General features: G+C 59.7%; 22 protein-coding genes and 1 tRNA gene. 13 read left to right on the plus strand and 10 right to left on the minus strand.

Annotated features, from left to right (window positions below; genetic code table 11):
• Nucleotides 1-4: 4 nt before the first annotated feature.
• The 5 genes from hslV to dnaK form a co-directional block, all read right to left on the minus strand.
• The gene (gene hslV / locus AC2A6O_RS22925) at nucleotides 5-565 is read right to left on the minus strand and encodes an ATP-dependent protease subunit HslV (RefSeq protein ID WP_148582125.1); all 561 of its coding nucleotides are present in this window, start codon (nucleotides 563-565) and stop codon (nucleotides 5-7) included.
• A gap of 174 nt (nucleotides 566-739) precedes the next feature.
• Nucleotides 740-1,315 carry an NADPH-dependent FMN reductase gene (locus AC2A6O_RS22930; RefSeq protein WP_498930558.1) on the minus strand — a complete coding sequence of 192 codons (576 nt, stop codon included), beginning with the start codon at nucleotides 1,313-1,315 and terminating at the stop codon, nucleotides 740-742.
• 127 nt (nucleotides 1,316-1,442) lie between these two features.
• The gene (locus AC2A6O_RS22935) at nucleotides 1,443-2,105 is read right to left on the minus strand and encodes a class I SAM-dependent methyltransferase (protein WP_498930560.1); all 663 of its coding nucleotides are present in this window, start codon (nucleotides 2,103-2,105) and stop codon (nucleotides 1,443-1,445) included.
• A 104-nt stretch (nucleotides 2,106-2,209) separates the two neighbouring features.
• The gene (gene dnaJ, locus AC2A6O_RS22940) at nucleotides 2,210-3,343 is read right to left on the minus strand and encodes a molecular chaperone DnaJ (RefSeq protein ID WP_148582122.1); all 1,134 of its coding nucleotides are present in this window, start codon (nucleotides 3,341-3,343) and stop codon (nucleotides 2,210-2,212) included.
• Between the two features lie 164 nt (nucleotides 3,344-3,507).
• The gene (gene dnaK, locus AC2A6O_RS22945) at nucleotides 3,508-5,430 is read right to left on the minus strand and encodes a molecular chaperone DnaK (RefSeq protein ID WP_148582121.1); all 1,923 of its coding nucleotides are present in this window, start codon (nucleotides 5,428-5,430) and stop codon (nucleotides 3,508-3,510) included.
• 356 nt (nucleotides 5,431-5,786) lie between these two features.
• Between dnaK and AC2A6O_RS22950 the strand changes: the two genes are divergently transcribed.
• On the plus strand, nucleotides 5,787-6,614 hold the full coding sequence (locus tag AC2A6O_RS22950; RefSeq protein ID WP_498930563.1) for a glycine-rich domain-containing protein: 828 nt from the start codon (nucleotides 5,787-5,789) through the stop codon (nucleotides 6,612-6,614).
• A 21-nt stretch (nucleotides 6,615-6,635) separates the two neighbouring features.
• Nucleotides 6,636-7,259: an alpha-ketoglutarate-dependent dioxygenase AlkB family protein gene (locus tag AC2A6O_RS22955; RefSeq protein WP_498930565.1), complete on the plus strand. Its 624-nt coding sequence runs from the start codon at nucleotides 6,636-6,638 to the stop codon at nucleotides 7,257-7,259.
• Nucleotides 7,260-7,263: 4 nt separating this feature from the next.
• On the opposite strand, the gene AC2A6O_RS22960 is transcribed toward AC2A6O_RS22955, so the two are convergent.
• Nucleotides 7,264-7,734, minus strand: a complete 471-nt coding sequence (locus AC2A6O_RS22960) for an OsmC family protein (RefSeq protein WP_498930567.1) — start codon at nucleotides 7,732-7,734, stop codon at nucleotides 7,264-7,266.
• Nucleotides 7,735-7,816: 82 nt separating this feature from the next.
• On the opposite strand from AC2A6O_RS22960, the gene AC2A6O_RS22965 reads away from it, so the two are divergent.
• Entirely contained in the window at nucleotides 7,817-8,437 is a 621-nt protein-coding gene (locus AC2A6O_RS22965) for a GntR family transcriptional regulator (RefSeq protein ID WP_498930569.1), read from the plus strand.
• A 22-nt stretch (nucleotides 8,438-8,459) separates the two neighbouring features.
• Here the strand turns inward: AC2A6O_RS22965 and ubiB are convergent, their stop codons facing one another.
• Entirely contained in the window at nucleotides 8,460-10,040 is a 1,581-nt protein-coding gene (gene ubiB / locus AC2A6O_RS22970; protein WP_498930570.1) for a 2-polyprenylphenol 6-hydroxylase, read from the minus strand.
• A gap of 3 nt (nucleotides 10,041-10,043) precedes the next feature.
• A complete protein-coding gene (ubiE, locus tag AC2A6O_RS22975; protein ID WP_498930852.1) occupies nucleotides 10,044-10,793 on the minus strand; it encodes a bifunctional demethylmenaquinone methyltransferase/2-methoxy-6-polyprenyl-1,4-benzoquinol methylase UbiE in 750 nt (249 codons plus the stop codon).
• A gap of 295 nt (nucleotides 10,794-11,088) precedes the next feature.
• Here ubiE and mutM point away from each other — a divergent pair, with 295 nt between their 5' ends.
• The 8 genes from mutM to gyrB all read left to right on the plus strand — a co-directional run bounded on the left by mutM (nucleotide 11,089) and on the right by gyrB (nucleotide 21,218).
• Nucleotides 11,089-11,982 carry a bifunctional DNA-formamidopyrimidine glycosylase/DNA-(apurinic or apyrimidinic site) lyase gene (gene mutM / locus AC2A6O_RS22980; protein ID WP_498930572.1) on the plus strand — a complete coding sequence of 298 codons (894 nt, stop codon included), beginning with the start codon at nucleotides 11,089-11,091 and terminating at the stop codon, nucleotides 11,980-11,982.
• Between the two features lie 155 nt (nucleotides 11,983-12,137).
• Entirely contained in the window at nucleotides 12,138-12,911 is a 774-nt protein-coding gene (locus tag AC2A6O_RS22985) for an enoyl-CoA hydratase (RefSeq protein WP_498930574.1), read from the plus strand.
• Nucleotides 12,912-13,086: 175 nt separating this feature from the next.
• Nucleotides 13,087-13,353: a 30S ribosomal protein S20 gene (gene rpsT, locus AC2A6O_RS22990; protein ID WP_148582112.1), complete on the plus strand. Its 267-nt coding sequence runs from the start codon at nucleotides 13,087-13,089 to the stop codon at nucleotides 13,351-13,353.
• 643 nt (nucleotides 13,354-13,996) lie between these two features.
• Complete coding sequence (locus AC2A6O_RS22995; RefSeq protein WP_148582111.1) at nucleotides 13,997-14,437, plus strand: rhodanese-like domain-containing protein; 441 nt, start codon at nucleotides 13,997-13,999, stop codon at nucleotides 14,435-14,437.
• Between the two features lie 154 nt (nucleotides 14,438-14,591).
• Complete coding sequence (gene dnaA, locus AC2A6O_RS23000) at nucleotides 14,592-16,067, plus strand: chromosomal replication initiator protein DnaA (RefSeq protein WP_148582110.1); 1,476 nt, start codon at nucleotides 14,592-14,594, stop codon at nucleotides 16,065-16,067.
• Between the two features lie 259 nt (nucleotides 16,068-16,326).
• Nucleotides 16,327-17,445, plus strand: a complete 1,119-nt coding sequence (gene dnaN, locus AC2A6O_RS23005; RefSeq protein WP_148582109.1) for a DNA polymerase III subunit beta — start codon at nucleotides 16,327-16,329, stop codon at nucleotides 17,443-17,445.
• 38 nt (nucleotides 17,446-17,483) lie between these two features.
• Nucleotides 17,484-18,632 carry a DNA replication/repair protein RecF gene (gene recF, locus AC2A6O_RS23010; protein WP_498930577.1) on the plus strand — a complete coding sequence of 383 codons (1,149 nt, stop codon included), beginning with the start codon at nucleotides 17,484-17,486 and terminating at the stop codon, nucleotides 18,630-18,632.
• A 132-nt stretch (nucleotides 18,633-18,764) separates the two neighbouring features.
• Nucleotides 18,765-21,218 (plus strand): DNA topoisomerase (ATP-hydrolyzing) subunit B, encoded by a 2,454-nt coding sequence (gyrB, locus tag AC2A6O_RS23015; RefSeq protein WP_148582107.1) that lies wholly within the window; start codon nucleotides 18,765-18,767, stop codon nucleotides 21,216-21,218.
• A gap of 69 nt (nucleotides 21,219-21,287) precedes the next feature.
• On the opposite strand, the gene AC2A6O_RS23020 is transcribed toward gyrB, so the two are convergent.
• Nucleotides 21,288-23,381 carry an EAL domain-containing protein gene (locus tag AC2A6O_RS23020; protein ID WP_498930579.1) on the minus strand — a complete coding sequence of 698 codons (2,094 nt, stop codon included), beginning with the start codon at nucleotides 23,379-23,381 and terminating at the stop codon, nucleotides 21,288-21,290.
• A 340-nt stretch (nucleotides 23,382-23,721) separates the two neighbouring features.
• Here AC2A6O_RS23020 and AC2A6O_RS23025 point away from each other — a divergent pair, with 340 nt between their 5' ends.
• Nucleotides 23,722-24,138 (plus strand): septal ring lytic transglycosylase RlpA family protein, encoded by a 417-nt coding sequence (locus AC2A6O_RS23025; RefSeq protein WP_148582106.1) that lies wholly within the window; start codon nucleotides 23,722-23,724, stop codon nucleotides 24,136-24,138.
• 358 nt (nucleotides 24,139-24,496) lie between these two features.
• Here the strand turns inward: AC2A6O_RS23025 and AC2A6O_RS23030 are convergent, their stop codons facing one another.
• The gene (locus AC2A6O_RS23030) at nucleotides 24,497-26,053 is read right to left on the minus strand and encodes a cryptochrome/photolyase family protein (protein WP_498930581.1); all 1,557 of its coding nucleotides are present in this window, start codon (nucleotides 26,051-26,053) and stop codon (nucleotides 24,497-24,499) included.
• 325 nt (nucleotides 26,054-26,378) lie between these two features.
• Here AC2A6O_RS23030 and AC2A6O_RS23035 point away from each other — a divergent pair.
• Nucleotides 26,379-26,455, plus strand: a tRNA-Arg gene (locus AC2A6O_RS23035).
• The last annotated feature ends 118 nt before the right edge of the window (nucleotides 26,456-26,573 follow it).

The following is a 26,573-nucleotide window of genomic DNA, read 5'->3' on the forward strand; positions in this document are numbered from 1 at the left end:
GCCGCTACTCGGCCGTATCCAGCGATTCGACTGTGACGCTGGAGTTGGTGTAGACGCAGATTTCCGCGGCAACCGCCATCGCCTTGCGAGCAATGGTTTCCGCGTCATAATCGGTGTCGACCAGAGCGCGGCCAGCGGCCAGAGCGTAGTTGCCGCCCGAACCGATGCCCATGACACCGCCTTCAGGCTCCAGAACATCGCCGGTACCGGTCAGCACCAGTGACACATTCTTGTCGGCCACCAGCATCATCGCCTCCAGACGGCGCAGATAACGGTCGGTGCGCCAGTCCTTGGCAAGTTCCACGCAGGCGCGCATCAACTGGCCCGGATACTGTTCCAGCTTCGCCTCGAGGCGCTCGAACAGCGTGAAGGCGTCGGCGGTGGCGCCGGCAAAACCGGCGATAACCTCGCCCTTGGCCAGCAGGCGTACCTTGCGGGCGGTGTGCTTGATGACGGTCTGGCCGAGGGAGACCTGGCCGTCACCGGCGATGACCACCTTGCCACCCTTGCGCACCATCATGATCGTCGTACCGTGCCACTGGGCCGGTTCGCGCGTTTCGCTCATTCAATCCTCTTGGCAATCGTTCATGGTCTTCTGTCTGCCGCCCTATGTAGGCGGCAAAGCGGGCTTTTCCAAGCAGTCAATGACATCCGGCCTCTCGGGAACGGATTTAAGGGCAGCTTGAGAACGGCCCACGGCAGGGTTTTGCGCCTCGCATTTCGCCGGGAAATCGCACCGTCAGTGCGACATCTCGATCCGGGTTGCCCGCAAGAGCCCGTCCACCAGCTTGTCGAGCTGACCGGCTGCCCGGTCGTCGGTGAGGTCGTCCTTGCCATCGAAGGCATTGGCGGCATTGGCAACGGCCACCATCTGCGGCAGCACCATCGCCCCAAGGCCGACTTCCAGTATGGTGCGCATGGCGATCAGGCCTCGCATGCCGCCAAACGCACCGGGCGAGGCCGCACCGAGCGCAAACACCGTGCTCCTGTAAGGATCCCCCGGTTCCTTTACGCGGCTGATCCAGTCGAGGGTGTTTTTCAAAAGGGGTGTGATGCCGGCATTGTATTCCGGGCAGGATAGAAAGACGCCATCCTGCGCCAGAAACAAGCGTTTGAGTTTCTTGGCATTTTCCGGGACGCCCCCGGTTTCTTCCAGATCGCCGTCATAGAGCGGCAACGGATAATCCTTCAGCGACAGATGCGTCACGTCCGCATCCAGGATCGCAAGTTTCTTGGCAGCCAGGGCCGCAAGTTTACCGTTGAAGGAACCGCCCCGGACAGAGCCCGAGCAAACGAGGATCTTAGGATTGCGCATCAGAACCTACCCAACTCTTGTCCGGCCTGCGCATGACGCAGCGCGGAAACCACCTGACGGGCAAGTGTAGGGCGCTTTTCCGAAAATGGGAGTGGTTCTTGACCGCTGTCCCCTGCCGTCTCAGGCCTCAATGAGCCTTGCGGTAGACCCAGACACGCGCGGGAGGCAGGTTCTTCCAGACCCACTCCGAACTCAAGACCGAGACCGACCGGCTGTCCGGCTTGACCGGAGCAACAAGCCCGTAGGAAAACTGGATGAAGGGTGCGCCCGGCTTGAGAAGCTCGAGGGCTTCCGTCAGAAGGGCCTTGCGAGCCGCTTCAGGCCGCGTCAGCAACGGCAGGGATGAGACAATGCCATCCAGCGAATGTTGCTGCCCTTCCGACGATGAAAAGGTATCTCCGGCGAGGCCAAGGGTTTTGCCAAGCGTATAGGCATCGCCCTGCACAACCTTCAGACCGGGGTATCTGCGGGTCAGAAGGTCGCAAAACTCCGGACAATATTCGATGAGACTGAGCTGCTGGGACGAGAACCCGCGCTCCAGGATTGCCTTGGTGACGACGCCGGTTCCCGGGCCGAGTTCAACAACCCTTGAATGCGGCCGCGGGGTGAGAAAGGACGCCATCTTGGCGGCTAGTTCCGGTCCTGAAGGGGCGACAGCCCCGGTTCGAAGCGGATTCTGGGCCCAGGAGCGTATGAATTTAACCTCATCAAGCACCTTGGCCCGAACGTTACCGGCTTTTTCAAGCTTTTCGCGAAAGGCCTCCCGACGGGAGCTATTGCGTTTCAGCATCTTTCCTCACTCATCCCCACACACAGGGAATATAGGAGTGATTGCAATGAGATGCTATGGCCCAGCGCACAGATTGCACGTCTAAACCGCCCATTTTCGACCGCTTATGCACCGAGATTATCGATGAAATCTTTCACCTTGGAGAAAAAGCCCGCGGATTCGGGATGGTTCTCGCCGGAAGATTCCTTTTCGAATTCCGCCAGAAGTTCGCGTTGGCGGCGGGTCAGATTGGTCGGCGTTTCGACCGTGACCTGGATATACATGTCGCCGTGCTGGCTGGACCGCATGATCGGCATGCCCTTGCCCCGCAACCGGAACTGCTTACCGGTCTGCGTGCCTTCAGGCACCTTGACCCGGCTGGTGGCCCCTTCGACCGTCGGCACATCGAACTGACCGCCCAAAGTCGCCGTCGACATGGAAATCGGCACGCGGCAATAAAGGTCGGCGCCGTCGCGCTGGAAGAGTTCGTGCGGCCTGATCGAGAGGAAAATGTAGAGATCGCCCGCGGGTCCGCCGCGCACGCCGGCTTCACCTTCACCTGCAAGCCGGATACGGGTTCCGTCCTCGATGCCCGCCGGAATGTTGACCGACAGCGTGCGTTCCTGGGTCTTGCGACCGGAACCGCCACAGCTTTCGCACGGATCGGTAATCACCTGGCCGCGGCCCTGACAGCTCGGACAGGTGCGTTCCAGCGTGAAGAAACCCTGTGCGGCACGCACTCGGCCGGCGCCGCCACAGGTGCGGCAGGTGGTCGGGCTGGTTCCGGGTTTTGCGCCCGAACCGGAGCAGTCGTCACAGGTGACGCTGGTCGGAACCTCGATCTCCACCGTCTTTCCGCTGAAGGCATCCTCCAGCGTGATATCCAGATTGTAGCGCAGGTCCGCGCCGCGCTCGCGTCCGCCAGACCGGCGGCCACCGCCACCGCCCATGCCGAAGAATTCCTCGAAGATATCGGACATGGTGGACGAGAAGTCATGGGCGCCTGCGCCGCCACCGCCGCCAAACCCACCGTTTTCGAAGGCCGCATGGCCAAAACGGTCGTAGGCCGCGCGCTTCTGCCCGTCCTTCAGCGTGTCATAGGCTTCGTTGACTTCCTTGAACTTGGCTTCGGCGGCCTCGTCGCCCGGATTGCGGTCCGGGTGAAACTGCATGGCCATCTTGCGGTAGGCGCTTTTCAGCGCTTTTTCATCCGCATCGCGCGAAACACCCAGCACCTCATAGAAATCACGTTTCGACATCAAGATCTTCCGGTCTTGTTGTTGCGCCGCAGGCGGCCTGGCAAAGGCCGGCGCCAATTACGGCGAAGGCGCCGCGCACAAGTGCCTGTATTAGCAGACAGTCGAGCACCCGGCGCCGGGATTGGACCAGCCAGCCGGAGGGCCGGCTGGCTGGCGTTTTTCAGTTATGCGGATTTTTTGTCGTCGTCGTCTTTGACTTCTTCGAAATCCGCATCGACGACATCATCTTCAGCCTTGGCTTTCGGATCGGCTTCTTCGCCGTCCTCGGTCTGGGCGTCAGCCTGAGCGGCCTGATACATGGCTTCGCCAAGTTTCATGGACGCTTCTGCCAGAGACTGGGTCTTGGCCTTGATGTCTTCCAGGTCTTCACCTTCAAGAGCAGACTTCAGGGAGGCGAGAGCAGTTTCGATCGCGGACTTGTCGTCCTCGGAAACCTTGTCGCCATAGTCCTTCAGGGACTTTTCGGTGGAATGAACAAGGGATTCACCCTGGTTCTTGGCTTCCACCAGTTCCTTCCGCTTCTGGTCCTCATCGGCATGCGATTCAGCGTCCTTGATCATCTGATCGATGTCGCTGTCGCTGAGGCCGCCGGAGGCCTGGATGCGGATCTGCTGTTCCTTGCCGGTGCCCTTGTCCTTGGCGGACACGTTGACGATACCGTTGGCGTCGATGTCGAAGGTGACTTCGATCTGAGGAACCCCACGCGGTGCCGGCGGCAGGCCGACCAGGTCGAACTGACCGAGGATCTTGTTGTCCGCAGCCATTTCACGCTCACCCTGGAAGACGCGGATGGTCACGGCCGTCTGATTGTCTTCAGCGGTCGAGAACACCTGACCCTTCTTGGTCGGGATCGTCGTGTTGCGGTCGATCAGACGGGTGAAGACACCGCCAAGCGTTTCGATGCCGAGCGACAGCGGGGTCACGTCGAGCAGCAGAACGTCCTTGACGTCGCCCTGCAGAACACCGGCCTGGATCGCTGCGCCCATGGCAACGACTTCGTCCGGGTTCACACCCTTGTGCGGTTCCTTGCCGAAGAACGTGTTCACGGTTTCCTGGATCTTCGGCATGCGCGTCATACCGCCGACCAGAACCACTTCGTCGATTTCACCGGCTGCAACACCGGCATCTTTCAGAGCGGCTTTCATCGGTTCGATGGTGCGCTTGACCAGATCGTCAACCAGCGACTCGAACTTGGCGCGGGTGAGTTTCAGCGTCAGGTGCTTCGGACCGGATGCATCCGCCGTGATGAACGGCAGGTTGATTTCGGTCTGGGACGAGGACGACAGTTCGATCTTCGCCTTTTCCGCAGCTTCCTTCAGACGCTGCAGGGCCAGCTTGTCGTTCTTCAGGTCGATGCCCTGGTCCTTCTTGAACTCGGACGCAAGGTAGTCGACGAGGACCATGTCGAAGTCTTCACCGCCGAGGAACGTGTCGCCGTTGGTGGACTTCACTTCGAAGACGCCGTCGCCGATTTCCAGAATGGAAACGTCGAACGTGCCGCCGCCAAGGTCGTAGACCGCGATGGTTTTGCCGTCGTTCTTGTCGAGACCGTAGGCAAGCGCTGCTGCCGTCGGCTCGTTGATGATGCGCAGAACTTCAAGACCCGCGATCTTGCCGGCATCCTTGGTTGCCTGGCGCTGCGCGTCGTTGAAGTAAGCCGGGACGGTGATAACCGCCTGGGTCACTTTTTCGCCGAGATAGCTCTCAGCGGTTTCTTTCATCTTCTGAAGGATGAAAGCTGACACCTGGGACGGGGAGTATTTTTCGCCGTTGGCTTCTACCCATGCATCGCCGTTGTCCGCTTCGACGATCTCGAACGGAACAAGCTTCTTGTCCTTGCCGACCGTCGGGTCGGCATACCGGCGACCGATCAGTCGCTTGACTGCGAACAGGGTGTTGGTCGGGTTCGTGACCGCCTGGCGTTTTGCCGGCTGGCCGACGAGACGCTCGCCATCTTCGGAGAAGGCCACCATCGACGGGGTGGTGCGGGCGCCTTCTGCGTTTTCAATTACCTTGGAATCTTTACCGTCCATGACGGCGACGCACGAGTTCGTCGTGCCGAGGTCGATACCAATGACCTTTGCCATATCTGCCTCTCTTTCTAGCAAACCGGATAGACCCATGTAGGCGTCATTCCGGCTCCTCTCAGTTGGGTACCGGGTTTCCCCGGACATCGCACCAGAACGCTAGGTTCATGTTTTGGCGCGAAGCTTGACCGCTATATAGGTGGATGAAACTTTGCCTGCAAGACATCTGTCCAATGACATTTCGCAGACTTTGCGTTCTTGGCCGATATTTCTTCCCAGATCGTTACCGCCATTGTCAGCTTTGCGAATTCCACATGCAATTGCGGGATTGGCGTCAGGTTTTGCTGAAACGGGTGCGACAAAGCGGTTAAACTGAGCTCGTCACAGCAGAGACTCTGGTGGAAAGGAGACCTGATTTGCGCGACCCCCGCCTTTGGAGCCGGCTTGAAGCCTGTCACCCGGATGACGTGGAAGCGGATTTCCCGTTTACCGCACGCCTTGCCCGCGACAACGGCTGGAGCAAGAGCTTTGCCGGCCGGGTCGTTGTCGAATATCTGCGTTTTGCCTATCTCAGCCGGCTTGGCGAGGGCATCGTGACACCGAGCGACGAAGTGGACCAGGCCTGGCATCTGCACCTGACCTACACCAAACATTACTGGGGGCTCTTCAGGGAAGCGCTCGGGGGCCCGCTGCACCATATGCCGACGAAGGGTGGCCCGGACCAGGAAGTCCGGTTCCGGCAGGCCTATGCCAGAACGCTCCAGCTTTACCGCACAGAATTTGGCGAGCCGCCGCGGGATATCTGGCCGCCGGAAGACATTCGTTTCGGCAAGGCTCCGGGCTTTGTCCGGATCAATGCGCAGGATGTCTGGATCATCCGCAAGCCGCAGTGGCCGAACCGGGTCGCGCATTTGGCCAGACGGTTAGTCGATGCGCCTGCCGCTGTGCATTGCGCGTTGCTGGCCGCCATGTCGCTTCTTCTGGGGACGAGACTCGCCTTCGCCCACGGCGAACCGCAAGGCGACACGTTCCTGGAAAGACTGGGCAACAGGGTGTGGCATTGGGCCACCATGCACACAACCGAGTTCGTGATGACCCTGTTCATAATCGCCCTGGCAGTGGCGATCTTTTCCATGAAGTCGTCCGGCGGCAACTCCTCCGGATGCAGCACTGGCTGCGGCGGCGGTGGTAGTGGGGGCAGCGGCTGCGGTTCCGGTTGCAGCGGTTGCGGCGGTGGAGACTGACCGAAGGCCCGAGCATCGACAATGCAGGACATTCTCATCAACGGCCTGAACGGCCTTTCCTATCTGCCGGGCTATTTCGATCGTGCGGGCCAGGATCAACTCCTGGACCAGATCCGCGCGATCGTGGCTGAAGCGCCGCTGTTCCAGCCGGTGATGCCGAAAACCGGGAAGCCCTTTTCGGTGCGGATGAGCAACTGCGGGCGGCTTGGCTGGGTGTCGGATATCCGCGGCTACCGCTACCAGCCGCAGCACCCGGAAACCGGCCTGCCCTGGCCGCCCATTCCCGATGCCTTGACGCGCCTTTGGGCGGAGGTTGCCGCCGCAGCGCCACCCCCCGAAGCCTGCCTGATCAACTACTATGATCAGGGCGCGCGTATGGGCCTGCATCAGGACCGCGACGAACAGATGTTCGACGCCCCGGTCGTCTCGGTTTCCCTGGGAGATACGGCAACCTTCCGCGTCGGCGGCCTGTCCCGCAAGGATCCGACCAAGTCCTTCCGCCTGCAGTCCGGCGATGTGGTCGTGCTTGGCGGCGAGGCCCGTCTTGCTTTTCACGGCATCGACCGGGTGCTGGCGGGAACATCCACCCTTCTGAAGAACGGCGGGCGGATCAACCTGACGCTGAGACGGGTCAATCCGGCCTGATCTCTCAGGCTTCCAGGTAGGTCGCCTCGAAGCTGACCGGAAAATTCACTGACCGGGCGATGAAACAGACCTTGTGGATCTCCTGGTGGATCGCATCGGCCGTTGCCAGGTCCGTGCCTCTGGGCACCGTAATGACCGGCTTCAGCACAGCCCTCAAAAACCTGCCTGCACCGGAAGGTTCCGTCTCCCCCGTCGCCTCTGGTGCATCCTCGTAGGCCATGACTGCAATGCCCGCGTCACTTGCCAGATGCAGGTACCAGAGCATGTGACAGCTTGCCAGGGCGGACAGGAGCAGGTCCTCCGGGTTATGGAGCGCCGGATTTCCGCCAAGCAGCGGGTCGTTTGAGCAGAAGACCGGCGGTTTTCCAGGCGTGCGTATCTCCCAGGTCCGGTCGTAGGACCTGTAACTTCTCGTCCCCTCGCCCCGATTGCCGGTCCAGCGAATGAGAGACGTATAGCCGTGTTCTTTGCTCATGCATCCTCCAAAATGTATACATTTATACATTTTGGATTTACAGTCCGCTGTCAAGGCTCTATTCAAAAACGAGGGAGGCGCCATGTCCGCAGAAAAAATCGCAGCGATACTCGAAGCCGACATCGTTTCCGGAATTTTCCGGCCGGGCGAGGACCTGAAACAGGGGGAGATCGCCGCCCGCTTTTCGGTGAGCCGCATTCCCGTGCGCGATGCCCTACAGCTCATGGCCGCACGAGGCCTGATCGACCTTGAGCGCAACCGCCGGGCCCGTGTGATCGATCTTTCCCCGTCAGAAATCGACGAGGTCTATCATCTGCGCGGCCTTCTGGAGACCGATTGCCTGCGCCAGGCGATCAGACAATTGGAGGCGGACGATCTTGTGAAGATCGAGGCGGCCCTTGCCCATTCCAATATCGACGCGGCGACCGATCGATGGGCCGACGGCGACTGGGCCTTTCACAAGAGCCTGTATGCACCGGCAAAACGGCCGAGAGAACTGTCGATGGTCGAAGACCTTCGGCGAACCTGCCGCATTCACATTGCCGGTTACGGCGTGTTGCCAACACTGACCGACAAATGGCTGAAGGACCATGAAGACCTGGTAGCAGCCATGAAATCTCGCGCGGAAGATCGGGCGGTGGACATTCTCGCCCGCCATATCGCAGATGCGCGCGAGACGTTGCTGGCGGCAATGCCCGGCTAAACAGCCAAGGCATCCGCCAAGCTTAGAAAAGCATGTAGGTCGCCACGACCGCACAGGCGGCAATGACCCAAAGGGCGGCCCGCCCGGAGCGGGTGTGACGCGCCTCCGCCCGGCCAATGGCCTCGGCGGTCTCGTCGTCGAACCTGAGCCCGCCCTGCGTCATCTTTTCCAGTTCTTCCGACATGCGGCCGATCCTGTCGGCAAAGAGCGGCATGTCGTTGGCGATACGCGCGAGCGCCGACAGCGCGTCGCCTGCATCACGAATCTTGCCGACCGGCCCCAGATTATCCTTGATCCAGGTACCGACAACGGGCTCCGCCGTCCGCCACATATCGAGGTTGGGATTGAGTGACCGAGCCACGCCTTCGACCACGACCATGGTCTTCTGCAGCATGATAAGCTGGGTCTGGGTCCGCATTTCGAAAAGCTCGGTGACCTCGAACAACTGCGTCAGCAAGCGGGCCATGGAGATTTCGCTGGCATCATGACCGTGGATCGGCTCACCAATGGCGCGGATCGCCTGGGCGAACATATCGACGTCCTGATGCGACGGCACGTAGCCCGCCTCGAAATGAACTTCCGCCACCCGCCGGTAATTGCGGGTGATGAAGCCGAACAGGATTTCGGCCAGAAACCGCCGCTCACGCTTGTTGAGACGGCCGGTGATGCCGAAATCGACAGCAACCAGAGTGCCATCCTGCTCGACGAAGAGATTGCCCTGATGCATGTCGGCGTGAAAAAAGCCATCGCGCAGCGTGTGACGGAGGAAGCTCTGGATCACGGCGGCGCCCAGCGCCTCCAGGTCATGACCGTCTTCCTTCAAGCCGTCGACGTCCGACATCTTGCGGCCGTCGATCCATTCCATGGTCAGGACGCCCTTGGCGGTGCGCAGCCATTCGACAGCCGGAACGCGGAACCCGGGATCTTCTGCGGTGTTCTCGGCCATTTCCGACAGGGCTGCAGCCTCGAGGCGGAAGTCCATTTCCATCGCAACAGACTGCGCCAGCGTGTCCACCACCGCTACCGGCCGCAAACGCCGTGACGGCGGATGGAACCGTTCGGCCAGGCGCGCAACCAGATAATAGCTTTCAAGGTCTCGCTGGAAACGGCGGGAAACGCCTGGCCGCAGCACCTTGACCGCAACTTTCTGCTCCATGCCGTCCTTGTCGAGGATCACGGCCGGATGCACCTGCGCAATCGAGGCCGCGGCAACCGCCTCACCGAAGGAGACGAAGACCTCGTCGAGTGGCTTGCCGAGTTGCTCCACCACCGCGGCGCAGGCCTCGTCGTGATCGAAGGCCGGCAGCCGATCCTGAAGGGCCGAAAGTTCGCGAGCAGCCTCCTTGCCGACAACGTCGGCCCGGGTCGCCAGAAACTGGCCAAGCTTTACATAGGAGGGGCCGAGCTTGTTGAGTGCATCGGACAGGCGCAGGTCAGCCCGCTTGTTTCGAACCGAGGGGCGCTCCAGTAGCCGTGCCATGGCAATGGCGAACCGGGGACCGGCCGGTAGATCCGGAAGCGAAACGAGGCCGAAAACGCCTTCGCGCGCCATCACGAAACCCGCCCGCATCAGGCGGAGAAAAGGCATCACGGGAAGGGCCATATATCAGAGTTTCCAGCCGTAATGCAGGGCGGCGATGCCGCCGGAGTAGTTGCGGTAGCCGACGCGCTCGAACCCGGCTTCGCGGATCATGTCGGCAAAGCGCTCCTGGTTCGGGAAATTGCGGATCGATTCCACCAGATACTTGTAGGGATCACCGTCGCCCGTCACCCAGCGCCCCATGGCCGGGATCGCCTTGAAGGAGAAGGTGTCATAGACCTTGTCGAGCATCGGCACGTCGACTTCGGAAAATTCCAGGCACAGGAAGCGGCCGCCGCGCTTCAGAACCCTGCGCGCTTCCCGCAGCGCCTTGGGAATGTCCGGCACGTTCCGGATACCGAAGGCGATGGTATAGGCATCGAAGCTCTTGTCGGGAAACGGCAGCTCCTCGGCGTTGCCCTGGCTGAAGGTGATGAGATCGGAAAGCCCGGCCTTTTCAGCCCGGTCCCGGCCGACGCCGAGCATGCTTTCATTGATATCGCACACCACCGCACGGGCGGTTTCGTTGGACCGGCGCACCACACGGGTGGCGATATCGCCGGTGCCGCCGGCCACGTCCAGCAGGCGCCAGTTGGAGCTCTCCTTCTTGGGCGGAGCCAGGAAGGACACCATGGCATCCTTCCAGACCCGGTGAAGCCCGCCGGACATCAGGTCGTTCATCAGGTCGTAGCGCTCGGCGACCTTATGGAAAACATCATCCACAAGCGCTTGCTTGTGACCTTCGGCAACCCTTGTGAAGCCGAAACTCGTCGGCATTTCTTCCGGAGCGCGGTTCGGCCTGGCCGACTGCCCGTTTGGCTGTTGCGTCATGAAAGCGCCTCCAAGACCGCTCCGCGCCGCGGCACTGCTGCCGGCCGGCTGCGGGGCCGGTCACTTCTTACCCGTTGGACAAGCCACCTGTTGAAAGTGCTGGCGGATTGCCGTTTCGAAACTATCTTCAAAGTGCGCCGGACCATAGTACAAGCCATTGGCAAGCGCTATCGTTGCCGGCCACCAAAAACCATATGCCGCAGGCCTATAGCCTGCCATGACAGCGGACACCAGACCTCTCATGCCCGAACTTCCGGAAGTCGAAACCGTCAAGCGCGGCCTTGCCCCCACTTTCGAAGGGGCTCTGATTACAAAGGTCGACCAGAACCGGCCGGACCTTCGCTTCCCGTTTCCGGCGGAATTCGCCGACCGGCTGACCGGTCGCAGGATGACGGTACTGTCGCGGCGGTCCAAATATCTGCTTGGCGACGTCGACAGCGGCGATGTGCTGGTGATGCACCTTGGCATGTCTGGATCGTTCCGGATCGAAAACGATCTCGCCGCTGCAACGCCAGGCAGCTTTGCCCATGCCCGCAGCAAGGACCCGAAACACGATCATGTGATCTTCCACCTGGAAACACCAGATGGTGCGCGGGCCCGGATTGTCTACAACGACCCGCGCCGGTTCGGCTTCATGGACCTCATTTCCCGTCCCGCGCTTGCAGATCACCCCTTTTTCCGCGACCTCGGCCTGGAACCTCTCGGTAACGATCTGGGCGGCGAAACGCTTGCGCGGCTGTTCAACGGGCGCAAGACGCCGCTGAAGGCAGCGCTTCTCAATCAGAAACTGATTGCAGGCCTCGGCAACATCTATGTGTGCGAAGCGCTATGGCGCACAGGGCTGAGCCCGGAACGGGCCGCCGGAACGCTGGTAACCAAAACCGGCAGGCCGACAAAAAAGGCTGTGGAACTTGCCGCCAATATTCGCGCCACGCTGGAGGATGCCATCAAGGCCGGCGGATCTTCGCTGCGCGATCATACGAAGGCGGACGGCAGCCTCGGCTATTTTCAGCATTCCTTTGCGGTCTATGACCGCGAGGGGCAAGCCTGCCGGACGCCTGGCTGCACGGGCACCGTGGCGCGCCTTGTGCAGTCGAACAGGTCGACCTTTCATTGCCCGGCCTGCCAGCGCTGACCTGTCCTAACGGTCAAGCTTGCCAGACCCGCCCGACCTCAGGTACGCATTGCCGATGAACTACACGTCCAGGAAACCGCAGGCATCCGGAGGTGAGCTCAAGCGAGCCCCATCCATCCGGCCCGCCACGGGTTCCAGCACCGGGAGCTGGCAACATGGGATATGAGAACATCCGCGTCGAAAAACGGGGAAAAGTCGGTCTGATCACACTGGACCGGCCAAAAGCTTTGAACGCACTCAATGCGGCACTGGTTAACGAACTGGGGACCGCGCTTGACGGGTTCGATGCGGACGAGCGGATTGGCTGTATTGTCATCACAGGCTCGGAAAAGGCCTTTGCCGCCGGTGCCGACATCAAGGAAATGCAGCCGCACAATTTTTCCTCCGCATACCAGACCGATCTGATCACGCCTTTCGACCGGGTTTCGCGCAATCGCAAGCCGATCATTGCCGCCGTGGCGGGCTACGCGCTTGGCGGAGGCTGCGAGCTGGCCATGCTGTGCGACTTTATCATTGCCGCGGACACGGCCAAGTTCGGCCAGCCGGAAATCACCCTTGGCGTCATTCCCGGCGCCGGTGGAACCCAGCGCCTGACGCGGTTCGTCGGCAAGTCCAAAGCCATGGAAATGGTGCTGACCGGACGCATGATGGACGCCGAAGAAGCCGAGCGCAGCGGTCTCGTCAGCCGCATCGTACCGGCAGACGATCTGCTTGAGGAAGCGCTGAAGGCGGCCGAAAAGATCGCCGATTTCTCGCTTCCCGTTGTCATGATGGCCAAGGAAAGTGTCGACCGCGCCTATGAAACGACGCTTTCGGAAGGCGTGCGTTTCGAACGGCGTGTTTTCCAGGCCCTGTTTGCGCTGGAAGACCAGAACGAAGGCATGAGTGCCTTCAGCGAGAAACGGGCACCGCAGTTCCGGAACAAATAAACTACGGCGTCGAACGATAAAGCCGTTGACTGCATCCGAAAGCGAGATTATAAGCTGCGCCCAATCGGTGGCGGTTTTCCGCCGCCGTTGTTTTTTGATCGGGTCTTGCAGCTCTTGCTCCCTCGTCCCGATCGCCACCGGACACTAGTCCCAATTACCGATCAGGATAGAGCCCATGGCCAACACACCATCGGCCAAGAAGGCGGCCCGTAAGATTGCCCGCCGGACGGCCACGAATAAAGCCCGTCGCAGCCGCGTGCGCACCTACCTGCGCAAGGTTGAGGAAGCGATTGCTTCCGGCGACCAGGCCGCTGCAAGCGAGGCCTTCAAGGCCGCACAGCCGGAAATCATGCGCGCTGCCAGCAAAGGCACGATGCATGCCAATACGGCGTCCCGGAAGGTTTCCCGCCTCAATGCCCGTATCAAGGCACTCAGCGCGTAACCGCACCGTCATATGAGCGTTAAAAAGACCCGGCCTAAGTGCCGGGTTTTTTTTAGCCGCGTAATTTTGTGGATGGTCAAATTCAGCAACCTGAGCGCGCAATATTGCAATTTCTACCGAGCGCAATAGTGTCATAAAAAGTCGTTATTTATCAGACTCTTACGGACATGTACCATTGGGAAAAGGCAATCAATCCGGATTCGATACGAGTCAAGCTGTCAGTTGCGAAATTTTTTTTGAAACTGTTGTTTTTGGACTGTGACAGGGCGCTTCAGCGGGAAAAGTCATTGCGGGAAAACACGTTTGCTCTTTCGCCAACAGAGACCAAAAAAACGATTGCACAGGGAAACAAAAGGCACTTTCCGCCATTAGCAAAAACACGCTGTTGCCCCTTCGCTCGCGGTCTGTATATTAACGATACGGCTGGCGGGTAAGACCAGCGACCTACTTAAAAACGGTGCTTGGAAAACAATGAATAAGTTAAGCCGGACCATCGCTGAGCACAATATATCAAAATCATGGAATGAATACGTTAGCGTATTCGACCACCCAGGCACTTAGCCTGCAGAAGTCTATTTCCTTCTCAAGAAAACCTTGAAGAATACTTTTAATCAATAGCTCTACGCTATTGAAGGGGGCTGTTTTGCAATTTGACGGTGGATATGCAGGAAACGTAACTGCGCAGGAGGCCTTTGACGGCCTTGCCGAGCAGCAGGACGCAATCCTTGTCGACGTGCGGACACAGGCGGAATGGTCCTTTGTCGGACTGCCGGATCTGCGCCCGATCGGCAAGGAGCCGATCCTGGCGGAATGGCAGAGTTTTCCGTCTGCAGGCCCCAATCCGAGCTTCGTGGAATCGGTTTCTGGTCTTTTGGTCGAAAAAGGGCTTGACCGGAACGCGCCAATCTATTTCTTGTGCCGCTCCGGAGCACGGAGCCAGGCCGCAGCAATCGCGCTGACGCAGGCCGGCTACTCCAAGTGCTTCAATATCTCCGATGGTTTCGAGGGCCCGCTCGGTCCGGACGGCCATCGTGGGACCCAGTCCGGGTGGAAAGCGGCCGGATTGCCCTGGATTCAAAGTTAGATACCCTGCCCATCGACAGGGTCAGGTGAAGGGAACAATCCCTTCGCCAAATAAACAACCGTCCCAAAAGGGACATTATAATGCTGCAAAAGTAGCAAGGCGTCGAAGAGTGGCTGTGGCGGACTGCTCTTCACATATACAGGAGGCAGATAATATGCAGGTTCAGGAGGCAGGTGGCTCCGAACAGTGGAAACGGGTGAAGAAGCAGCTTCGCGCAGAATTGGGCGATGATGTTTTCACCAGCTGGTTTGCACGCGTAGACCTTGAGGAACATCAGGACGGCACCGTCCGTCTGTCTGTTCCGACCCGGTTTTTGAAACAATGGATTCAGAACAATTATAATGACCAGCTGATGGGCCTCTGGCAGCGTGAATGCGACAACGTTCACCGCATCGAACTGACGGTGCGTGGCGCAATCCGCCCGCGTCAGACCCCGATTGCCAAACCGAGCCTTGCAGCGCCCCAGGGCAGCAAGCCGGCTACAGCCGAAAGCCGCTCCGACGCTCTTGCCGATGCGACCCAGGTGACGCGGGCCCAGGCGGCAACGGCTGCCCTCGGCCGCGGAGAAAGCAGCTCCGATACCACTCGTGACGTGCTCCAGGGCGCCGCACTCGATCCGAAATACACGTTTGAGACCTTTGTCGAAGGCGAGTCCAACAATCTGGCTCTGGCTGCGGCCCGTCAGGTTGCCGCCGGCGGCGCGGTCACTTTCAACCCGCTTTACCTGCATGCCTCCGTTGGTCTGGGCAAAACCCACCTGATGCAGGCTGTTGCCGCAAAGGCGCGGGCATCCGGTCGCAAGGTGCTTTACCTCACGGCCGAGCACTTCATGTACAAGTTCGTGACCGCCCTGAAATCCCAGTCTGCCCTGGCCTTCAAGGAAAACCTGCGCACGATCGACCTTCTCCTGATCGACGACATGCAGTTCCTGCACGGCAAACAGGTGCAGCAGGAATTCTGCCACACCCTTAACGCTCTCATCGACGGTGCCCGTCAGGTGATCGTGGCTGCGGATCGCGCGCCGTCCGAACTCGACACGCTCGACGACCGTGTCCGCTCACGCTTGTCCGGCGGCCTGGTGGTCGGCATTCAGGAACCGGATTTCGCCTTGCGCCGGAACATCCTGGCCACACGTGTCGACACGGCCCGCAGGACCTACCCGCAGTTCGACGTTCCGGACAGTGTGCTGGACTATGTCGCGCGCCATGTCGCCTCTTCTGGCCGCGACCTTGAGGGTGCACTCAACCGGCTGATCGCGCACAACCAGCTGACCAACCAGCCGATCACGCAGGAAATGGCAGAAATGACCTTGCGCGATCTGGTTCGCTCCAGTGAGCCGCGCCGGGTCAAGATCGAAGACATCCAGCGGGTGGTCTCCAAGCACTATAATGTCACCAAGGCTGATCTGCTGTCTGCACGGCGTACCCGGACCATTGTCCGCCCGCGTCAGATTGCCATGTATCTTGCCAAGGTCATGACGCCGCGCTCGCTGCCGGAAATCGGCCGCCGCTTCGGCAATCGAGACCACACCACAGTTTTGCACGCTGTGCGCAAGATTGAGGAAATGGCGCGCGCCGACTACGCCCTGGCGCAGGAGCTGGAGTTGCTCAAGCGCATGCTCGACGCCTGAGGCGGAGCGCTTCGGAATCAGGTCTATCGTGGGTGCCCGGCGATTTCAATCGGGCATCCACCGACCTCTTCCCGGCCCGCGGCGAAGCAAGATTAAAATACACGATTTTCTACCAAAATTGGGGGCGTTCTGGCTGAACGCCCTCTTGCTTTTGCAGCCGGTTAAGGGCAGTGTCGTCCACCCCGCTCCTCACCGGAGCCAAGAATATTCAATCAGCCCGGCAGCTCAGCCAGGCGTTTCATGAGTACGGAACGAGAGTATGAAAGCGACCCTCGAGCGGACCGACCTCCTCAAGTCCTTGACCCATGTTCACCGCGTCGTCGAACGCCGGAATACCATTCCGATCCTGTCGAACGTTCTTCTGCGCGCCGATGGCGGCGCGCTCAATCTGAAGGCAACGGATCTCGACCTGGAAATCGTCGAGAGCGTGCCGGCCATGATCGAATTGCCGGGTGCGACCACTGTTCCGGCCCATATGTTCTACGACATCGTGCGCAAGCTGCCGGAAGGCTCGCAGGTGGTTCTTGAAACCACCAGCGACAATGCCACACTCGAAATTCGCGCAGGCCGCTCGAAGTTCACCCTGCAGATGCTGCCGGAAACAGACTTCCCGGATCTGACCGCAGGCGATTTCAGCCACGGCTTCGCATTGACCGGCGCCGATATCCGCAAGCTGATCGACGCAACCCAGTTCGCGATTTCGACCGAAGAGACTCGCTATTACCTGAACGGCATCTACCTTCACACGGTGGATGCGGGATCCGGCCTTCAGTTCCGCGCGGTCGCGACCGACGGTCACCGTCTGGCGCAGGCTGAAGTGCCCGCACCGTCCGGCTCGGCAGGCATGCCCGGCATCATCGTGCCGCGCAAGACAGTTGGCGAAATCCAGAAGTTGCTCGAGACGCCGGAAGCCAATGTCCAAATCGAGCTTTCAGACACCAAGATCCGCCTCACGACCGGCTCCGTTATCCTGACGTCGAAGCTGATTGACGGCACCTTCCCGGACTACGGCCGTGTGATCCCGCAGAACAACGACAAGGAAATGCGCGTCGACCGCGACGAGTTCAAGGAAGCCGTCGACCGCGTGTCGACGATCTCCTCCGAACGCGGCCGCGCCGTGAAGCTGTCGTTGACCGAAGGCCGCCTGGTGCTGACGGTGAACAACCCGGATTCCGGTAGCGCGACCGAAGAAGTGGCCGTCGAATATGATGCCGAGCCGTTGGAAATCGGCTTCAATTCCCGCTACCTGCTCGATATTGCCAACCAGCTGTCGAGTGATACGGCTCTGTTCCGTCTGGCGGACAGCGGCTCTCCGACCCTCATTCAGGACAACACGGTTGACGACTGCCTGTTCGTTCTCATGCCGATGCGCGTCTGAGTTCAGCGGCACGCCCAAACTGTAGCGGAAGTGGGGTCATGACAGAATACCGGACAGCGCAGCTGACCCGTCTGTCATTGACCGGCTTCCGCAACTACAGCGCCCTGACGCTGCCGATGACGGCCAAGATGGTCGCCTTTGTCGGGCCCAATGGCGCCGGCAAGACCAATATCCTGGAAGCCATATCGTTTCTGACCGCCGGCCGCGGCCTGCGCAGGGCAGCGCTTGCCGATATTGCCCTGAAAGGTGGCGATGGCAGCTGGAGCGTTGCCGCAACGGTGCAACTGGACGGGTTTGAAACCAGGATTGGAACCGGTCTCGTGGCCGGGACGTCCGGGCGCAAGGTGCGTATCGACGGCGAGGAGGTTCGCGGCTCGGAAAGTCTTCTCGACTATATGCGGGTGCTCTGGCTGGTGCCCTCGATGGACGGGCTGTTCACCGGCCCCGGCTCCGACCGGCGCCGCTTTCTCGACCGCCTGACGCTGGCGATCGACCCGGCCCACGGACGCCGGGTGAGCGACTTTGAAAACGCTCTCCGGCAACGCAACCGGCTTCTCGACCAGGGCGGCTCCGATGCCTATTTGAGCGCGTTGGAACAGCAGGTGGCGGAACTCGGGACCGCCGTCTCCATTGCGAGAACGGAAACCGTTGACCTGCTCAGCCGCATGATTGCAGGACAGGCCGCACAGGATCTGCCGTTTCCCCATGCCACCGTCAGCCTGGAAGGCGCCTTCGAGGCGGAGACCGCGGGTCTGAGCGCCTCCGACCGGGAGGACCGCTACCGGCATATGCTGCACGACGGCCGCGGGCGTGACCGCGCGGCCGGGCGCACGCTCAATGGCCCGCACTTGAGCGACCTCACCGTTCTGCACGCGGCCAAGGCCATGCCGGCGTCGCAATCCTCCACCGGCGAACAGAAGGCCCTGCTGATCGGGCTCATCCTGGCCCATGCCGAATTGACAGCCAAAGTGTCGGGAATGACGCCCCTTCTGCTGCTCGATGAAGTCGCGGCGCATCTTGATCCCGACCGACGGTCGGCGCTGTTTTCGAAGCTGGATTCCCTTGGCGGACAGGTTTTCATGACCGGCACGGACGAGGCCCTCTTCGAAGCTTTGCCAGCGGAAGCGGAAGTGTTTGAGATCAGGGAGCACCAGGGACGCCTGCTCGAGCGGAGCAAGGCCCCTTAAATCCGCCGGAATCTTATGGTTTTCCACCAGAATTCCTTCGCTGGCTGGCCTATGGCCGGCACGTGGTTGAACCCCCGCCGGAACCCCGTATAACGGGGATGGAAAAGAAAAATCGATTGGTGATTGATTCGCATGAGCGACACGTCCACGCCCGACAGCAGCCCGACCCCCGAAACCAATAGCGGTGCCGAATATGGCGCCGACAGCATCAAGGTCCTCAAGGGTCTCGATGCCGTGCGCAAGCGGCCCGGCATGTATATCGGCGACACCGATGACGGCTCCGGTCTGCACCACATGGTGTATGAGGTGGTCGACAACGCCATCGACGAAGCACTTGCCGGTCATGCCGACCACGTGACGGTGACCCTGAATCCGGACGGATCGGTCACCGTATCCGACAACGGTCGCGGCATTCCGACCGATGTGCACACGGAAGAAGGCGTGTCGGCCGCAGAGGTCATCATGACCCAGCTGCACGCCGGCGGTAAGTTCGACCAGAATTCCTACAAGGTTTCCGGCGGCCTGCACGGTGTGGGCGTTTCCGTGGTCAACGCCCTGTCGACCAAGCTGGAACTGCGCATCTGGCGCAACGGCAACGAACACGCCATGACCTTTGCCCATGGTGATGCCCAGGCACCGCTGAAAGTGGTTGGCCCTGCCAATGGCAGGAAAGGAACCGAGGTTACCTTTCTGCCGTCCACGGAGACCTTCACCAAGACCGAGTTCGATTTCGGCACCCTGGAACACCGTCTGCGCGAACTAGCCTTCCTGAACTCCGGCGTTCGCATCATCCTGACCGACAAGCGCGGTGTTGAGGACAATGTCGAGGAGCTGTTCTACGAAGGTGGCCTGGAAGCCTTCGTGCGGTATCTGGACCGCGCCAAGCACCCCTTGATCGAAGCACCGATCAACATGCGGGCCGAGCGTGACGGCATTACCGTCGAAGCCGCCATGTGGTGGAACGACAGCTATCATGAGCACGTACTCTGCTTCACCAACAACATTCCGCAGCGCGACGGCGGCACCCACCTTGCCGGTTTCCGGGCAGCGCTGACCCGGCAGGTGACCGGTTATGCCGAAGCCACCGGCCTGATGAAAAAGGAAAAGGTGAACCTTTCCGGCGACGACTGCCGCGAAGGCCTGACCTGCGTTCTTTCCGTCAAGGTGCCGGATCCCAAGTTCTCGTCCCAGACCAAGGACAAGCTGGTTTCCTCGGAAGTGCGGCCGGTCGTTGAGAACCTGATTTCGCAGATCCTGAGCGAATGGCTTGAGGAAAACCCCGCCCCGGCCAAGACGATCGTCTCCAAGGTGGTGGAAGCGGCCTCCGCACGAGAAGCTGCGCGCAAGGCGCGCGAGCTGACCCGCCGCAAGGGCGCTCTCGACATCGCCTCCCTGCCCGGCAAGCTTGCCGATTGTCAGGAGCGCGATGCTTCCAAAGCCGAACTCTTCCTGGTGGAGGGTGATTCCGCAGGTGGCTCGGCCAAACAGGGCCGTCACCGGGAAAACCAGGCTGTGCTGCCTCTGCGCGGCAAGATCCTCAACGTGGAACGTGCCCGCTTCGACAAGATGCTGTCCTCCAACGAAATCGGAACGCTGATCACGGCGCTCGGCACCGGGATCGGCAAGGAGGAATTCAACGTCGAGAAATTGCGCTACCACAAGATCATCATCATGACCGATGCTGACGTGGACGGTGCGCACATTCGAACCCTGCTGCTGACCTTCTTTTTCCGCCAGATGCCGCAGCTGATCGAGAACGGCTACATCTATATCGCGCAGCCGCCGCTCTACAAGGTCAAGCGCGGACAGTCAGAGCAGTATCTGAAGGACCAGAAGGCGCTGGAAGATTATCTGATCGGCCAGGGCCTCGACGAAGCCTCCCTGACACTTGCCAACGGCGAAGTGCGCACTGGCGAGGACCTTCGTGCAGTGGCCGAGACCGCCCGCGCGATTTCCGACATCTTCGACGGGCTGCATTCGCGCTACAACCGGGATGTGGTCGAGCAGGCAGCCATCGCCGGTGCGCTGACACCGGAAATGCTCGACGACAAGGGCAAAGCCGAAGAAGCCGCCGCCTATATCGCCCGGCGCATGGATATTCTGGCTGACGAATTCGAACGGGGCTGGACCGGCGAAGCGCAGGACGACGGCAGCCTGGTGTTCAAGCGGATGGTGCGCGGCGTACAGGAAGCCGCCATGATCGACGCCGCTTTGCTGGGGTCTACCGACGCGCGCCGACTGGCCGCGCACGCCGACCATCTGAACGAAATCTACGGCAAGGCCGCCGTCTTGCGGCGCAAGGATATCTCCACGGAGATACGTGGCCCGAGGACCCTGCTGGCGCAGATCTACGCAGCCGGCCAGAAGGGCATTTCGCTTCAGCGCTATAAAGGTCTTGGCGAGATGAACCCGGAGCAGCTCTGGGAAACGACGCTCGACCCGAATGTCCGCTCCCTGCTGCAGGTGAAAGTGCGCGAGGCGGACGACGCCGACGATATCTTCACCAAGCTGATGGGTGACGAGGTCGATCCACGACGCGAATTCATTCAGGAAAACGCGCTGGCCGTGGCCAATCTCGACATCTAAGTTACGTAAAAGACAAACAAAAAGAGCGGCGCCAGGAGTCGCTCTTTTTTTGTGCGCACCGAGCGTCGATCAGGCGCCTGGCCAAGGCTCCGGACGGCCGAAGAAAAAGCCCTGCGCCGCTTCGATGTCGAATTCGCAAAGCAATCTTGCTTCTTCAGATGTTTCCACGTGCTTGGCGATCACCTTGATGCCGAGTTCATGCGCTGCACGGACCAGGCCGTTCAAGATGGCGGCCTTCGCCGGCTCTTCCACAACCTGCTGGGTCAGGCTCGATTCAAGCTTCAGCCAATCGACGCGCAGGCCGGTCAACCGGGACAGCACCGGCCAATGTCCGGCAAAATCGTCGATGGCGGTCTGGCAGCCAAGTTCATTCACGAACCGGAAAAACGCCTGCACGCTGGCAGGCTCGCGCAGAAAGTCCTTCTCCGCGATTTCAAGGCAGAGCTTGGCCGCCAGCAGCGGATTGACCGACAGACGCTGGTAGAGACCGTCGCGGAAATTCGGGTCGCGGGCCGATTCCGCCGATACATTCATCGTCAGAATGCTGCGATCCGAATTCCGCTCAGCCGCATCCAGCACCTTGTCCAGGGTCCAGGCATCCACCTTCGCAATGAAACCGGAGCGTTCGGCGGCCGAAATCCAGGCCCGCGAAGACAGGCCCCGCGCCCGGTCGCCCTTGAGACGCAACAGGATTTCCGATCCCCAAGGCTTGCCGCGCTTGAGGCAGACAATCGGCATTGCATAGAGGGTCAATTCATTGCCGCGGAAACTGCCCGGCTCGGGCAGATCCACCAGTTCGCCGCCCACGCCTTCGAAATCCTGTGGCTGAACCGCGTGAACCTGCACCGAACGGCCTCCAAATCGCTTGCCGCGCAGACAGGCCCGATCGGCCAGGCCCAGAAGAGCTGCCGCATCGGTTTCGCGCAATTTGATGCCACCACCGAGATAGGCGACCCCAATGGATCCGCCGATGGTGAACACACGGTCTCCGACCTCCAGGCGGATGCGGTCAAAAGCACCAAGAATTTCTTCGGCAATATCGAGGGCGGCTTCCTCACTGGCAACCGGCACCATGCCCGCAAATTCATCGCCGCCGATCCTGGCGGCGGTGCCGAATTCGCCCAAGGTCAGGCGCAGGCAGGCCGCAACACGCAAAAGCATATCGTCGCCAGCATCGTGACCGCCAAGATCGTTGACCTTCTTGAATTCGTCGAGATCGATATAAAGAACGGCCAGGCCCGTTTCCGTGTCGGCTGCCAGCCGCTTCAGTTCACGCTTCAGCGCCCTGGTGAAAGCCCGGCGGTTCTCCAGCCCCGTCAAGGGATCGAGATAGGCCAGACGCCTGTTTTCCGCGGTTTCCTGAGGGCAATCGACATTGCGCCGAATGACAGCCATGGACGCGCGGCTGCTTGATTGCTCTTGCTCCGTACCGGGAATGGGGACGACCCGCACTTCGCACATCTGACGGTCGGCGGCACGGCCGGCGGACTGAAAACTTCTGTTTTCAGGAATATAGAGGGTCTGCGGCAGTCCGCCTTCCAGACTTGCCAAGGCTTCGGCCAGCAAGTTGGCATCGTAATCACTGCCGATCAGTTGCAGAAGTTTTTCAGCTCTTGCCTCGACACTTTCAGAGGCACCAAACACCAGAACATCGTCTGGAAAATGTTCCATGAGATCAAGGCCACGTTCTGCCTTTCCGGAAAGCGCGTCGTTTTTTGCCGGTTCGGACATCACGACCATTTCGTCCTCCCGGTTTTGCTCCAGCTCGAACTGAACCAGAACGGCCTGACGTTCACCCGGCAGTGAAACAAAGGATGTGCAGATCATGTGGTGGCAGAAAGTTTCCCCCGATTGCATGAGGATCGCACCACTTGCCTGTGCCGGGATACCCCCGAAGCCCGCCGACAGAACCGGTTCGCACCGCCGCCAGCATTTTTCTGAAAGAAGTGCGGGCAAGCTGAGAGGAACCGGCGAGACACCTTTTGCGGCACAAAGCGCCTTCATTTGCTGATTATGAACCAGGAAGCTGCCATCCTTCGTGACATAGGCCGCAGCATGAGGGAGCACCTCCAGCAAGGACGTGTGGAAGCCTGTAAGAGTATTGCTTCGTGCACGACCGGATTGTTCCAGCCGGTCACTCAAGAACCGATGGCTGACCTGCACCAGACCGTCCTTTCAAAATTATCGTCAGGTTGGCGCTACTCAATACACTTGCGCCGTCGCTATGAAAAATTACTAACACAGTTCAGTATTTAAAATTGATGCTGAAAAACAACCCACAACTCTTAGGATTTTTATAGTAAACGAAAGATTAATCTTGAAATTTTAAATGTAATTAAAATCTTGTTATAAATTTATACTAATGCCGAATTCGTCCAGAAAATCTGCCACATTTTGATCATTGTCACGGCGTAAAGGCGCCGCTACGGAATGTTATTGGCTGTGTCACAAAACTGTGTTCACGATCTATCGGGGCGGCTTGAAGGGCTCCAGGGGGACTATCATGAAGAGAAGTGTTCTCGCACGGCACGTATCGCGCGTCGCGCTGAGCGGTGTTTTGCTTCTGGCAGCTGGTGCTCTCACCAGTGCTCAGGCCGGTGCCTATCAGCAATGCGGAAAAGCATCCTGGTACAAACTCGGGGGCACCACCGCCAGCGGGGAACGCGCCAACCCGAACCAGCTTACTGCCGCACACAGAAGCCTGCCTTTCGGAACGCTGGTGAACGTTACCAACCTCGCCAATGGCAAGACCGTCACCGTCCGGATCAATGACCGGGGCCCTTATGCCAAAGGGCGCGTTATAGATGTGACCTGGGCTGCAGCAAAAGAGCTCGGCTTTGTTCGAAAAGGCATTACGCGCGTCAAAGTTTCCAGCAAATCAGGAAAAATTTCCTCCAATTATAAGCAAATTTGCCGATAAAATTCCTGCGCTCTAAATGCCGTTGCTTTGAAGCAGCGGCATTTTTTAAATGTACGACAACATTAAGGTGCTGAAATTAATAAATTAATTTAAGCTGCAAATTGTTTCATATTTAACTCAGTATGAATAACGATCAGTCGCATTACAGTGAATCAAAAAATAAAATATTTTACGGTAATGACAATCCCAAGAGATGCCGCTAGAGTTGCCGCCGTGGTCGATGGGGCCACGTGCACAGTAACTTTATTCGCGCAGTCTCACGACTGCGCGTTTTTTTTGTGACACCGGCCTTGGCCCGACAAACGGCAGAAAGCCGCGCTCCAGAGCGCTTCGCCGGTCCTGACATGGGAAGAAAACTTCAGACTTCTTCACCATCAAAGAGGCGCTTGCGAAAATCTGCCGCGCTTTCCTTCAGGGCCTCTTGCCGGTCTGTCTTCATCCTGTCCCAGGACGCATAGGGCTGAGCCAGGCGCGGATTGCCGCGCAGTGTCTTGCTGTTGCGATCCAGAAAGTCCCAGTAGAGCGCGTTGAACGGGCACGCCTCCGCCCCGGTCTTCTGACGGACGTCATAGGAGCAGGTGCCGCAATAGTCCGACATCTTGTCGATGTAGTTGCCGCTTGACACATAAGGCTTCGAGCCGAGCAGACCGCCGTCGGCAAACTGGCTCATGCCGATGGTGTTGGGAGCTTCGACCCATTCATAGGCGTCCGCATAGACCATCAGATACCATTCATGCACGTCCTTCGGCCTGACGCCGGTCAGCAGCGCAAAGTTGCCGGTCACCATCAGTCTTTGAATGTGGTGGGCATAGGCCTCTTCCAGCGTCTGACCAATGGCCTCGGCAAGGCAGCGCATGCGGGTCTTGCCCGTCCAGTAGAAGTCCGGCAACGGCCGGTCCGCGCCAAGCGCATTGCTGTCGACATAGTCCGGCATCTTCAGCCAGTAGATACCACGCACATATTCGCGCCAGCCAAGAATCTGCCGGATGAACCCTTCGGCCGCGTTGAGCGGAATCTTGTCCGCCTGCCAGGCCGCCTCCACCTTCCGGCACAGCGCCTTGGCGTCCAGCAGGCCAGCATTCAGATAGGCCGACAGCACAGAGTGGAACAGGAACTTCCGGTCTCGCAGCATGGCGTCCTGATAGGTTCCGAAATCAGCCAGAGCCTCCTCCAGGAAATGATCGCAGGCTTTCTCGGCCTCCTTGCGGGTCACCGCAAACCAGAATGGCTCCAGGTCGCCGATATGCTCTGAAAACCGCTCGCCGACCATTTCCAGGACCTCCCGCGTGGTCGCGTCGGGCTTGAAGTGTTTCGGCTCAGGCATGAAGAGGTCCGGCTTTGCCGGTTTGCGGTTGTCGGCATCATAATTCCACTTGCCACCCGCCGGTTTGTCGCCGTCCATCAGCAAGCCGGTCGAACGGCGCATTTCCCGATAGAAATATTCCATGCGCAATTGCTTGCGCCCATCCGCCCAGGCCCGGAAATCCGCGACCGTTGAAAAAAACCGCGTATCCGTGAGGATCTCCACCGGCAGGCCGAGGGCATCCGACCACGAGCGCATGTCCTCCAGCACTCGCCATTCACCGGGCTCGGTGACCAGTAGCTGCTCCGGCTGCAGGCGGCCACACGCGCGCTCCACCTCCTCTTTGAAACTGCCAGTGTTGTCCGGGTCGTCCAGCTTGACGTAATCAACCGTCCATCCGTCCTGCCGAAGCTCTTCGGCGAAATGGCGCATGGCCGAGAACAGGAAGGCAATCTTCTTCTTGTGATGGCGTACATAGGTGGCTTCCGTCATCACCTCAGCCATCAACACCCTGTCGCGGTCCGGGTCTGCGCGCTTCAAACTGGAGAGGTCCATGCTCAACTGGTCCCCCAGCACAAGAACCAGCGATCGGCATTTATCTGTCTTGGTCATCGGTCTCTGCAAAACTCAGGTCATCGACCTTCCTACGCACGACCCTCGCCGCCCTATCACCGCACCGGACATTTTTTTCCTGCTTCCAGACCCCTCCGACATTTCAGCCCTGCCGTTTGCGTCGAGTCGCCCGCCAAGATTTTCTCGGAGCTTTGTCGGCACTTCACACCCATCAAAGCCGCCTCAAGCAAGCAAAGCGCCCACTTTCATCTGGCAGTACAGCCACGCCGATATCTTGTCCAAAATCTCAAAAAGCAATTGCCCCGGATCGCCGGATCTTGTATCAGACCCCTCTATCCGCCGCGCAAATCCCGCGCCGCGAAGAGCACCCGTAGCTCAGCTGGATAGAGCGCTGCCCTCCGAAGGCAGAGGTCACAGGTTCGAATCCTGTCGGGTGCGCCATATGTTTCAAAAACTTAGCATCTGTTCAACGAATTTGAGCTTTGGAAAAGTAACCACATAGTAACCACCAATCGCTTTGGACTTTCGTGATCATCACGTGAGCCTCATTCCTCTCCTT

It is taken from the genome of Labrenzia sp. ATLA3, assembly GCF_057180185.1.